Origin of the sequence: Dethiosulfovibrio russensis, assembly GCF_021568855.1 — a bacterium.
GTDB classification, from domain to species: Bacteria; Synergistota; Synergistia; order Synergistales; family Dethiosulfovibrionaceae; genus Dethiosulfovibrio; species Dethiosulfovibrio russensis.
Genome location: NZ_JAKGUG010000004.1, coordinates 152,118 through 163,845 on the forward strand (window position 1 = coordinate 152,118; position 11,728 = coordinate 163,845).

Sequence of the window (11,728 nt, forward strand, 5' to 3'; positions counted from 1 at the left end):
ATCCTCCTTTCTCTGGTTTAAAAGGGTATATCTGCCTCGTCTTCGTCGGCTGTGGAGCCCATCTCCGATATATCCATGGGGAAATCGCCTCCGCCGAAATCGTCACGGAAACTGCGAGGCTGACCTTGGTCACCGTCATTCCGATGTCCCCCGTCATAGTCGCCCTGAGAGGATGGACGGTCATCCCTCCTCCCACCGGACGGCAGGAAGGTTATATCGTTTGCCACGACCTCGGTGACCCATCGTCTCTGTCCCGATTTATCGTCGTAGTTGCGGACCTGTATGCGCCCCTCGACCAGGACGGGACGTCCCTTGGAGAGATAACGCTCGCAGTTTTCAGCCTGAGCGCCCCATACCACGACGGGAATGAAATCCACCGATTCCTGTAGCTCGCCGTTTTTACCCTTCCAGCTGCGGTTTACCGCCACGGAGAAGGTGGCCACGGCCTGTTTACTGGCGGTGTAACGAATCTGAGGATCCTTGGCCAGATTCCCCATGAGTATAACCTTATTGAATCCACGAGCCATGCCGAAAACCTCCCTCGACTACTCCTGGTCCAGTCGGATCACCAGGTTACGAACGATAGCGGTACGCAGGCTTAAAAGCCTGGTCATCTCCTTCTGCTTGGAAGGATCCAGCTTGAAGTAGACCAGGGCGTAATATCCCTCGGTACGCTTATCGATAGGATAGGCGAGACGCCTTTTTCCCCAGATATCGACCTTATCGACGTCGCCGCCAAGTTTGGCGATGACCTCCTTGATTCCATCAAGCTCTGCGCTGTGGTCCTCGAGGTCGGCCTCGAGAAGCACCATCATTTCATATGGACGCATGAGCTACACCTCCTCCCTTTGGACGTTAGGCCCCCCCAGGGGGGCAGGGATTGCAAAAAGGAATTATACCCTAACGGCCGCTTTCAGGCAAGACGTCGTCGGACTCAACCGAGAGACGGTATATCCTCTCGCCGGGAAAAACGAGATTGAACTGATCCCTCGCCAGCCTGGCCTTGCCTTTATCGGTGCCGTAAAACTCCAGTTTTTGCCTGGACCTCTCCAGATCGTCGCTCAGTTTTCGAAGCTCATCTTCCTTGATAGAGACCGCCTGGGAGAGTTCTGCTACCCTGCGTCTCTCCCTTATCATAGCCGTGGAAAACACAGCGAAAAACAAAGCGACCATGGCCCAGAAAAGAATCCATCTGAGCCGAGGCACCTTCGACTACATCCTCTCAGGGGCCGATATGCCCAATATCCTCAGGGCGTTTGTCAGAACTATATGGGTGGCCTTGACCAGCAGGATCCTGGAGGGGCGACTCGGATTCTCATCCAACACCCTGTGAGCGTTGTAGAAAGAGTGAAAGTCTCCGGCCAGGTCATGAACGTAGTTTACGATCCTGTGGGGTGCCATCTCGATCGCGGCCTTCTCCACTTCCTCGGGGAACATGGAAAGCCGGGTGATAAGTTTCTTCTCCTCCGAGCTGGAGATCAGGGATTCGTCCAGTTCGTCCACGGAGGGCATGGCGACCCCCTTGTCACTGAGGTTTCTGGTTATGCTGGCGATCCTGGCGTTGGCGTACTGGACGTAGAACACCGGGTTGTCCGAGGACTCTCTCTTGGCTAGCTCCAGGTCGAAGTCCAGATGACTGTCGGAACGACGCATAACGAAGTAGAACCTTGTAGCATCGACTCCAACCTCGTCTATGACGTCGGAAAGGGTTACGAACTGCCCCGACCTGGTCGACATGGACACCTGCTCACCGTCCCGAAGCAGATTGACGAACTGAATCAAGGTGACTGCGAAATTATCGTCCGGCGACTTGCCCAGAGCCTCTACCGCTGCCCTCATACGAGGGACGTAGCCATGGTGATCCGCTCCCCATACGTCTATGGCCAGATCGAAACCCCGATCGAACTTGTTTTTGTGGTAGGCCACGTCGGAGGCAAAGTAGGTGGGGACTCCGTTGGAGCGGAAAAGAACCCTGTCCTTATCGTCTCCAAAATCGGTGGAACGAAACCAGATTGCCCCATCCTCCTCGTAGGAGTAGCCCCTCTTTCTGAGGGCCTCTACCGTATCCGGCACCTGATCGTTCTCGTAAAGGCTCTTCTCGGAAAACCAGCAGTTGAAGGTCACTCCGAAACGCTCCAGGTCCGCCTTGATACCGTCCAGTATGACCCTGCTGGAGAAGTCTCTGAAGAATGGAAGACTCTCCTCTAGGTCGACGGAAAGATATTCGTCTCCGTGGTCGTCCATGACCTGACGAGCCAGATCATATATGTAGTCCCCTTTATACCCGTCCTCCGGGAAGGGAGCCTTATCGGCCTGACCCAACAGCTCGAAGTACCTGGATTGGGTGGATTTCCCCAGATTGGACATCTGTAGACCGGCGTCGTTGACGTAGTACTCTTTCTCGACCTTCCAGCCGGAGAAATCGAGTATATTTCCTACTATATCGCCGACTGCAGCTCCTCTTCCGTGTCCGACGTGGAGGGGGCCTGTCGGGTTGGCGCTGACGAACTCGACCTGCACCTTTCTTCCCTTTCCCAGATCACACCGTCCGTAGTCATCTCCCGACGACAGAACCGACGATATGACGTTGCCGATCCACCGATCTGCCAGAAAAAAGTTGATAAACCCCGGCCCGGCCACCTCGACGGAACGGATATGCTCGTCGTCCTTCAGTCTGTCCACCACCATGGCAGCCAAATCCCTGGGTTTTTCCCCCAGAAGTTTGCAGGCCTGCATGGCCACGTTGGTGGCCCAATCTCCTTGATCCTCCCTCTTCGGACGTTCCAGGTGAACCTCCGGCAGAAGGTCGGAGGACACCTCCTTCTGCCGAGCCATATCGGAGAGAGCCTCTCCGATGAGGTCCCTCAAGATGGTGGTAACATCTGCCATAAATCTCATACTCCTTTTTTATACCGTTTTCGGCCCGGCCCTCATCTGTAGGATATGGGCGCGGACAGATCTTTCCAACGCAACCAAGCTCCCAACATACGACCGAGAGCGACGCTGAATCCGTCGTCGTAGTCGGAAGACCAGGTTATTAGCTTTTCCTCTCCCTCCAGGACCCGGCGTTTTCTGTTGAATCGCATGGACTCGGAGAAACGAAGCTCTCCTTCCTTCCTCTCGTTCATAGGAGGAACGGAGAGAAGCCTTGAGCCCTCGGGCAACGAGACCGAGTATTTCTGCTCCACCACGAAGGGGAATTTCAGCTTCTTGGGAGGAGCGGTGGACGCTAAATCCTCCAGAGCCCCCGGAAGAAGACAGGGAAGACGCAACAGCATACCCGGACCTCCTGGAATGCCTGCTACCCGTCGCACCGGAAGGTCTATCCTGTAACCGTAATCCATGGGGCGGACCTTGGGCCTACCGTCGCCCCAGTCGGAGACTCCAGGTATCACCGTCTCAAGCGATTCCCACGTGACGTCGCCTCCGTCAGGGAAGAGCCACAGCCAACCGTTTCTAACCCAAAGACGCAACTCGCCGGATAGGACCCCGTCGGAGCCAAGGGATACCGACCACTCCATGGTCAATCGATGGTCCGCTGTCTTACCCTTTTCCACGGAATAAACCGACAGTCCAGCCTCCGGAGATCCACCATAGAGGGTCTTCCCCGTCAAGGCCGCCGGGATCTCTCCGGGCTCGACCATCTGTCCCGGCAGATAGAACCACGGGTTGGACCCCGGAGGGGCCAGCCTTAAGGCGGGAGAGACGAAATTATCCAAGGTGGCAGGCTCGCTCGAACCTATGGGAAGATAGGTAAGCCAGACCAGCTCGGATCGCCAACCGAAATCCTCGAGCCAACGTCCGAGAAGGAGCGTCCTTTCCCATAGAGTCCAGGGCCCCTCGGAGGGAATCTCCTCCCTTATGAAACCGGCGCTGTGAGGTATGGTCATCCCCTCGACGGAACGCAGAAGCCTCTTGCCGGCCTTCACCTTGTCGCCGATCCTCTTCAACCCCTCCAGCTGAGATGGGAGAGGAGGAAGATCCAGCGCCTCGAGGGCACCCATATATTGGAGGAACGGCACCTTGCCGGACCTGAGACCGAAGGCGAGGTAGGGCTCCCCCATCTCCACCAGGGAGATCCTCTTATGAGCCGATAGATTGTAGACGGTCCAAAGATATTTGGTCGCCCCGGCTCGATCCGTTTTTTTAGGGGAATCGAGCCTGTTGCTCTGGACATATAACTCCGATCCCTGAGGCACAGACACGGAAAAACGCCCCTCCCACATGGGAAGATCCGAGGTCAACTTGACTATGCCGTCGACGGAGAACCTGCGGGCGTAGGTCTGTCGAAACTTCAGGACGAGGACGGCCTCGTCGGCGTCGCCCAGGTCCATTCGACAGACCGGATAGCCTTTTTCGTCCTCCAGTCTGTAGGGAAGGGACCTTATTTTCTCTCCCGACACGGGATCGAACAGGTCGGCCCTCTGTATCTTGAACTCTCCTGCGGCAGGAACCGACAGGATCGTCTCCGGCCAGTCCCTTCTCAGATCCTCCGTAACCATGACGACCCAGAGACTATCCCTGAACATAGCCCCGTCCGGAAGCAGGCCGTAATCCTCGTGACGCTGCCAGATCACAGCGGGGACATCTCCGTAGGTCTCAAGAGGAGGAGCCTCCTGGACCAGCCGTGGGATATCCACCTCCGCCGAGGCCTCCAGAGACAGTACCCACAAGAGCCCTATTACCATAAGACACAGGGACGGAAAAGTCTTTTTTCTCACGGACATCCTCCTAACGGCATAGATTTCAAGCGTTCCTACCACAGCAGTTTTTGTATTTCTTACCGCTGCCACAGGGGCATGGCTCGTTTCTCCCTATCTTTCTGCCCTGGCGACGGAAAGGCTCGTGACGGCCATCTCCCGCGTCGGACCCCGGGACGGGAGCTCCCCCCGGGGTCGGCAGAAAAAGGTCTCTGCTCTCCTTGACCTGGTTACGTCTAGGTACCCTCTCCTCCGATACGACCGCGACTCGGAACAGTAGCTGGGCTATAGACTCTCTGACCTGGGACATGGATTCCTGGAACAGAGAGTAGGACTCGAACTGATACTCCAGCAGGGGGTCCTTCTGACCGACCGCCCGAAGCCCTATACCCTGCCTCAAAGCGTCCATGGCCAGAAGATGTTCCTTCCAGCTGCCGTCCAGCACGTGGAGAGAGATAAAGCGGAACAGGTCTTTGCATACATCCTCGCCTAGCTTCTCCACTCTATCGTAGTAACGAGACTTCATATCGTCCAGTATAGCTTCCTTGGCCTCCGGAAGACCCTGTAGACTGTCCACTCCGTCAAGAGGAGCTTCCACCCCGGGCCAGAAGATAGCCTTCAGACGACTCTTCGCGCTCTCAGGATCCACATCGCCGTTCTCCGGAAAGGCCCGATCCAGGACGTCTTCCACGACTCCACCGACGATCTCCCATCCGTGAAGGACGACGTCCTCGTCGGAGAGAATCCTCTGTCTCTCGTCGTAGACCGCCTCCCTCTGACGGTTCATCACGTTGTCGTACATGAGGAGCTGGCGACGAATATCGTAGTGAAGCTGCTCCACCTTTTTCTGTGCCGACTCTATGGCCCTGGTCAAAAGACCGTGTTCTATGGCCTCCCCTTCCTCCAGCCCCAGCTTGCCCATTATCCCCTGGATTCTCTCCGACCCGAATAGCCTGAGAAGATCGTCCTCCAGGGAGAGAAAAAATCGGGAGCTGCCGGGGTCGCCCTGACGACCGGAACGGCCCCTCAGCTGGTTGTCTATGCGCCTGGCCTCGTGACGCTCCGTGCCGAGGATACATAGACCTCCTAGCTCCAGGACCCTTGCCTTTTCCTCGCTACAGGCTTTTTTATAGCTCTCCAAAAGCACCTCGTAACGTTCCGGAGACGAGTTGGGGTCGGCACCCTCCTTGCGAAGCTCTTCCTGGGCGAGATATTCCGGGTTACCTCCCAGCAATATGTCGGTCCCTCTACCGGCCATGTTGGTAGCCACCGTTACGGCTCCCAGCCTTCCCGCCTGAGCGACTATGAGAGATTCCTTCTCATGGTACTTCGCGTTCAGCACCTGATGAGGTACCTTTCTGGCCTTGAGCATCTTCGCCAGTCTCTCGGACTGATCCACCGACGTGGTACCGACTAGAATCGGTCGCCCCTCCGAAGACACAGTCTGTATCTCGTCGGCTACAGCGGCGAATTTCTCGGTTTTGGTACGGTAGACCTGATCGGCCATGTCGTCCCTTACCACAGGACGGTTCGTCGGTATCACCACGACCCCGAGACCGTATATCTCCTTGAACTCCTCGGCCTCGGTGGCGGCGGTACCGGTCATACCAGCTAGTTTTCTGTACATCCGGAAGTAATTCTGAAGGGTTATGGTGGCAAGGGTCTGGCTTTCCTTACCTATCTTGACCCCTTCCTTGGCCTCTATAGCCTGGTGCAGACCGTCGGAATAACGTCGACCGAACATCAGACGACCGGTGAACTCGTCTACTATTACGATCTCGCCCTCCTTGACCACGTAGTGGGTATCCCTCTGGAAGAGGGTCCTGGCCTTGATGGCCTGGAGGATCTTATGGGCCATGTCGGCGTGGGCCATGTCGGTGAACAGGTCGGGGGTCCCCAGCATCTCCTCGCATTTGGCTATCCCTCGAGAGGTCAGGGCCACGGAACGCTCCTTTTCGTCGTACTCGAAATCTCCGTCCGGTTCCGGTCTCTCCTGACCGTCCAGCATAGATGGCTTGACCTCGTTGGGGTCCTTCGCCACCCCAGATAGCCTGGAAGCTATCTGGTCCGCCCTGCTGTAGGGCTCCTCGCTGTCCTCAGAGGGACCGGATATTATGAGAGGCGTCCTGGCCTCGTCGATGAGTATCGAGTCCACCTCGTCGACTATGCAGAAATTATGGCCTCTTTGGACCATCTGAGTCTGGGAGAGCACCATGTTGTCTCGAAGGTAGTCGAAACCGAACTCGCTGTTGGTACCGTAGGTTATGTCCGCCTCGTAGGCCTTCCTACGCTCCTCTGGATCCATGAAGGAATAGATGACCCCTACGGACAGTCCCAAGGCGTTGTATAGGGGCTCCATCCAGGAGGCGTCCCTCTTCGCCAGATAGTCGTTCACAGTTATGACGTGGACACCCCGACCGGTCAGGGCATTGAGGATCACCGCAAGAGGGGCCACCAGGGTCTTTCCCTCTCCGGTCTTCATCTCGGCGATGTTACCCTCGTGAAGGGCTACGCCCCCCATGAGCTGCACATCGAAGTGGCGCAGTCCCAGATTTCTGACGGAGGCCTCCCTGACCATGGCGAACACCCGAGGCAGATGGCGATTCAGAGCATCTCGAAGATCCTGACCGTCCAGGGAAGACAGATCGGACTTAATCTCCTCTACCGCTCCGAGGATTTCCTCGTCGGATAGTTTCTGAACGGAGGATTCCAAGCCGCCGATCTCCTCCGCTATCTTACCGTAGCGCTTCAGGGCCCTCTCGTTGGGATCCAAACCGAGGACCTTCTTTAACTTGCCTAACAATACATCCACCTCAATCCAATAGTATCAGTCGGTATCGACTATAAGCTCCCATCCGTTGGCGAGATACACGGCACCGGACCAGACGGTCAGCAGGAGGGCCAACCACATAGCCGGAAAAGCCAAGGGAACGTTGAATATCATCATGCTTATCGCTACGATCTGCACTACCGTCTTGGCCTTTCCGGCCCAAGAGGCGGCGATCACGACTCCCTCCACCGCAGCAACCATCCTCAGACCGCTTACGACGAAATCCCTGGATACGATCACCACGACCATCCAAGCAGGAAGACGTCCTAGCTCCACCAGGGAGATCAAGGCCGCCACGACCAGGACCTTGTCGGACAGGGGGTCTATAAACTTTCCGAAGTTGGTCACGATCCCCTTTTTCCTGGCTATGTAGCCGTCGGCGGTATCTGTGAGGGCGGCTATTATGAAGACTACCCCGGCGAAAATATCCCCGTAGGTTATGTTAAGTCCGAGGTTCACCAGATAGGGTATATCGAGGTCTATCCTCACGGTGAGAAGGAATACGACCAACGGGGCCAGAAAGATCCTGGACAGGCTCAAAAGGTTAGGGACGTTCAAAGACGAGGGCATAGTACTGCCTCCTTAATAAGTGGTGAGCCCCAAAAGGGCCCGTATATTATGACACAAAAGACGAGACTGTACATACGCAAAGGGTACAAACGGACCTAGCCGAGAGTATAAAGCAGGAAGCCGGGGAAATCCCCGGCTTCCTGCTTTATCTTATAAACTCAAAGACGACGCTTAACCTCCCAGATAGGCCTCTTTTACCCTCGGATCGGCCAGCAGCTCCTGTCCCGGCCCCTCGAGGGAAACGGCACCGACCTCCAGAACGTAGGCGTAATGGGCTATCTTGAGAGCCGCGAAGGCGTTCTGCTCCACCAAAAGCACGGTCTTCCCCTGGGCGTTTATCTCCTCGATTATATCGAAGACCTCCTTGACCAAGAGGGGAGCCAGTCCCAGAGAGGGCTCGTCCAGCATTATGACGTTGGGCCGACTCATCAAAGCTCTCCCTACCGCCAGCATCTGCTGTTCGCCTCCGGAGAGGGTTCCTCCCTTCTGCCAGGATCTTTCCTTCAGCCTTGGGAAAAGCTCGTAAACCCAGTCTATATCCTTTTCCACTCCGTCTTTATCGGTCCTTATATATGCTCCCAAATGCAGGTTTTCCTCCACCGTGAGGTGAGGCAGAATACGCCTTCCCTCGGGACACATCACCACTCCGGCTCTGACTACCTCCTCCGGGGTCTTTTTGAGCAGATTCACGTTGCCGGCCCCATTGTAGACGACCTCTCCGGACGTCTGTTTCAGAAGTCCCGATATGGCCCTAATGGTGCTGCTTTTACCAGCTCCGTTGGCCCCTATGAGGGTTACTATCTTGCCCTCCGGGACGTGTATGGAGACGTCCTTGACAGCGTGGATCCCTCCGTAATGGACGTTGAGATTCTTTATCTTAAGCATCGGCGAGGTACTCCTCTCCAAGATAGGCCTCTATGACCTTCGGGTTACCCTGGATCTCCGCCGGGTTGCCTTCGGCTATGAGCTTGCCGTAGTCCAAAACCCAGATATGCTCGCAGACTCCCATGACCACCTTCATATCGTGCTCTATCAGAAGTATGGTAAGGTCAAACTCATCCCTAAGCCTCCTTACGAAGTTCATCAGCACCTGGGACTCTTCGGGATTCATCCCCGCAGCTGGCTCGTCGAGGAGCAGAAAACTGGGTTTCGTCGCAAGAGCTCTGGCGATCTCCAGCCGTCTCTGTTGACCGTAGGGTAAAGAGTCGGACCTCTCGTCGGCCACCTTATGTAGGTCGACCCTCTCGAGAAGCTCCATCGACTTATCCCTTATCTGACGCTCCTCCCTGTTGAAGGAGGGTAAATTGAGAGGAGCCTGCCACCAACGGCTCTTCTGTCTCAGATGGGCCCCTATCATCACATTCTGAAGGACCGTCTCGTTCTTGAAAAGCCTTATGTTCTGAAACGTCCTGGCTATTCCCAGGCGACAGACCTCGTGGGGACGGGTTCCGGTGATATCCTCTCCGTTGAAAAGGACGCTGCCCTCGGTAGGCCTGTAGTAACCGGTGATCATGTTGAAGGAGGTGGTCTTACCGGCTCCGTTGGGACCTATTAACCCGACTATGCGATTCTTCTGGATCGCCATGCTGAAATCGCTGACCGCCGTTACCCCTCCGAACCTCATGGTAAGGTTTTTGGCATCAAGCACTATCTCGCGATCACTCATGGTCTTTGCCTCCTTTCCCGAGGCCGAAAAGCCCGTCCCAGCTGAGTTCTTTGGTACCCATGACCCCTTCCGGTCTGTAGAGAATTATCATTATAAGGGACAGGGCGAATATGACCATTCTCATCCCGGGAACGCCGGGGATCTCGAAGCTGCCTAGGGTTATAGGGTTCTCGACGAACCGGAGCCACTCGAGCAGAACCGTAACGACAACCGCTCCTATGACGCTGCCGGAGAGAGAGCCCAGTCCACCTGCGACCACGACCATCAGGACGTTGTAGGTCATTATAACCATGAACATTTTGGGGTCTATGGTGGTCAACAAACTGGCCATGAGGGCTCCGCCGATTCCGGCAAAAAAGGATCCCACCGTGAAGGAGATGACTCTGTACTTAAAGGTGTTTATGCCCATGGCCTTGGCTGCCAACTCGTCGTCCCTTATGGCCTTGAGGGCGTTGCCGAAATTGCTGTTGACCAAACGATACATGACGTAAAGGGTGAAAAACATCCATCCGTAGTTCCACCAAAGGTTCGCATAGGACGGGATACCCTTCAGCCCCAGAGCGCCATTGGTGATGGTCGGAATGTTGTTGGCAACCACCCGGATTATCTCGGCAAAGCCAAGGGTCGCTATGCCCAGATAATCTCCCCCCAGGCGAAGGACCGGTATACCGATTATCAGTCCCGCGATGGCTGCCGCGACTCCTCCGGCTAAAACCGCCACCACGAAGGGAGCGTGGGCTCCGTACAGAATCGGGTTCAAAGGCTCCAGTATAAATATCATGTCCTTCTGCATCTCCGGGAGGATCAACAAGGACGACACGTAAGCGCCGATACACATGAACCCCGCGGTTCCCAGCGAGAACATCCCTGTAAAACCGTAGATCAGATTAAGGCTCAGCCCCAGTATGGAATAAATAGCTATGAGGTTGAGTATCTGTATCTTGTATCCGTCCAGGTTCTCCGGTGCCCACCACAAGAGGCCGACCACCACCACGAGAAGCAACGCGTTGAGGAATAGGTTTTTCGTCTTTCTGCTCTCCATCATACTTTCTCCTCGATCTTCTCACCCATCAGCCCTGTGGGCTTGGCCAGCAGGATAACGATCAAAAGAATAAAGGCGAAGGCATCCTTGAATCCCGACAGCTCTGGGAAAAAGGCCACTGTCATGATCTCCACGAAACCGAGTATCAATCCTCCTATGACCGCCCCATGGATAGACCCGATCCCTCCGACGACGGCGGCGATGAAGGCCTTGATCCCCGGCATGAAGCCCATTAGAGGCTGTATCTGAGGGTATCTAAGAGCCCACATTATCCCGGAGGCGGCGGCAAGAGCGGAACCGAGCCCGAAGGTGAGGGCTATTATCCGGTTGACCGACACACCCATCAGTCTGGTCGTCTCGATATCCTTCGAGATAGCTCTCATCGCTAATCCCGGCTTTGTCTTATAGACGATAAAAAGAAGCCCCAGCACCAGGATGAAACAAACCACAGGAACTATCACTGCGAGAGGCAATATCCGCACTCCCTTAATAACTACGATCTTGACGAAAAAATCCGGCCGGACCACCGGTTTTGGTATTCCGGAGAACACCACTATAGCCAGGTTCTGTATCAGAAACGACATCCCAATGGAGCTTATCAAAGCGGAGATTCTAGGAGCGTCCCTGAGGGGTTTGTAGGCGACCTTGTCGACCATAATGCCACAGAGGGCACACAGGACGATGGATATAACCGCACCGACAACCCAAGGCAGATTAAAAAGCGAACCGGTGTAAAAGATGAAGTAGGCCCCCAGCATGAATATCTCGCCGTGGGCAAAGTTGATCAATCTCAATATGCCGTAGACCATGGTATATCCTATGGCGATAAGGGCATAAAGGCTCCCTAGGGTAAGGGCGTTAAAGAAATGTTGAACGAACATCTGACCTGTCATCTAGGCACCCCCCGAAAAAAGGGGGGG

General features: G+C 55.4%; 11 protein-coding genes. All 11 read right to left on the reverse strand.

Annotated elements, in window-relative coordinates; genetic code table 11:
* Window positions 1–17: 17 nt before the first annotated feature.
* On the reverse strand, window positions 18–527 hold the full coding sequence (locus L2W48_RS05820) for a single-stranded DNA-binding protein (RefSeq protein WP_236098377.1): 510 nt from the start codon (window positions 525–527) through the stop codon (window positions 18–20).
* Between the two features lie 18 nt (window positions 528–545).
* The gene (gene rpsF, locus L2W48_RS05825; RefSeq protein ID WP_236098376.1) at window positions 546–830 is read right to left on the reverse strand and encodes a 30S ribosomal protein S6; all 285 of its coding nucleotides are present in this window, start codon (window positions 828–830) and stop codon (window positions 546–548) included.
* A gap of 70 nt (window positions 831–900) precedes the next feature.
* A complete protein-coding gene (locus L2W48_RS05830) occupies window positions 901–1,206 on the reverse strand; it encodes a septum formation initiator (protein ID WP_236098370.1) in 306 nt (101 codons plus the stop codon).
* Window positions 1,207–1,212: 6 nt separating this feature from the next.
* Window positions 1,213–2,889, reverse strand: a complete 1,677-nt coding sequence (argS, locus tag L2W48_RS05835) for an arginine--tRNA ligase (protein ID WP_236098367.1) — start codon at window positions 2,887–2,889, stop codon at window positions 1,213–1,215.
* 41 nt (window positions 2,890–2,930) lie between these two features.
* Window positions 2,931–4,721 (reverse strand): hypothetical protein, encoded by a 1,791-nt coding sequence (locus L2W48_RS05840; protein WP_236098365.1) that lies wholly within the window; start codon window positions 4,719–4,721, stop codon window positions 2,931–2,933.
* Between the two features lie 25 nt (window positions 4,722–4,746).
* On the reverse strand, window positions 4,747–7,503 hold the full coding sequence (gene secA, locus L2W48_RS05845) for a preprotein translocase subunit SecA (RefSeq protein WP_236098359.1): 2,757 nt from the start codon (window positions 7,501–7,503) through the stop codon (window positions 4,747–4,749).
* Window positions 7,504–7,527: 24 nt separating this feature from the next.
* A complete protein-coding gene (pgsA, locus tag L2W48_RS05850) occupies window positions 7,528–8,100 on the reverse strand; it encodes a CDP-diacylglycerol--glycerol-3-phosphate 3-phosphatidyltransferase (protein ID WP_236098357.1) in 573 nt (190 codons plus the stop codon).
* A 171-nt stretch (window positions 8,101–8,271) separates the two neighbouring features.
* Complete coding sequence (locus L2W48_RS05855) at window positions 8,272–8,985, reverse strand: ABC transporter ATP-binding protein (protein WP_236098353.1); 714 nt, start codon at window positions 8,983–8,985, stop codon at window positions 8,272–8,274.
* Window positions 8,978–9,766: an ABC transporter ATP-binding protein gene (locus L2W48_RS05860; protein WP_236098351.1), complete on the reverse strand. Its 789-nt coding sequence runs from the start codon at window positions 9,764–9,766 to the stop codon at window positions 8,978–8,980. The genes L2W48_RS05855 and L2W48_RS05860 overlap by 8 nt, the downstream gene beginning before the upstream one ends.
* The gene (locus tag L2W48_RS05865) at window positions 9,759–10,811 is read right to left on the reverse strand and encodes a branched-chain amino acid ABC transporter permease (RefSeq protein ID WP_236098349.1); all 1,053 of its coding nucleotides are present in this window, start codon (window positions 10,809–10,811) and stop codon (window positions 9,759–9,761) included. The genes L2W48_RS05860 and L2W48_RS05865 overlap by 8 nt, the downstream gene beginning before the upstream one ends.
* Window positions 10,808–11,701 (reverse strand): branched-chain amino acid ABC transporter permease, encoded by an 894-nt coding sequence (locus L2W48_RS05870; RefSeq protein WP_236098345.1) that lies wholly within the window; start codon window positions 11,699–11,701, stop codon window positions 10,808–10,810. The genes L2W48_RS05865 and L2W48_RS05870 overlap by 4 nt, the downstream gene beginning before the upstream one ends.
* Window positions 11,702–11,728 lie beyond the last annotated feature (27 nt).

Coding starts and splice junctions, on each gene's coding strand:
- L2W48_RS05820 (WP_236098377.1), bottom strand. CDS start 527: ATGGCTCGTGGATTCAATAAGGTTATACTCATGGGGAATCTGGCCAAG.
- rpsF (WP_236098376.1), bottom strand. CDS start 830: ATGCGTCCATATGAAATGATGGTGCTTCTCGAGGCCGACCTCGAGGAC.
- argS (WP_236098367.1), bottom strand. CDS start 2,889: ATGGCAGATGTTACCACCATCTTGAGGGACCTCATCGGAGAGGCTCTC.
- pgsA (WP_236098357.1), bottom strand. CDS start 8,100: ATGCCCTCGTCTTTGAACGTCCCTAACCTTTTGAGCCTGTCCAGGATC.
- L2W48_RS05855 (WP_236098353.1), bottom strand. CDS start 8,985: ATGCTTAAGATAAAGAATCTCAACGTCCATTACGGAGGGATCCACGCT.
- L2W48_RS05860 (WP_236098351.1), bottom strand. CDS start 9,766: ATGAGTGATCGCGAGATAGTGCTTGATGCCAAAAACCTTACCATGAGG.
- L2W48_RS05865 (WP_236098349.1), bottom strand. CDS start 10,811: ATGATGGAGAGCAGAAAGACGAAAAACCTATTCCTCAACGCGTTGCTT.
- L2W48_RS05870 (WP_236098345.1), bottom strand. CDS start 11,701: ATGACAGGTCAGATGTTCGTTCAACATTTCTTTAACGCCCTTACCCTA.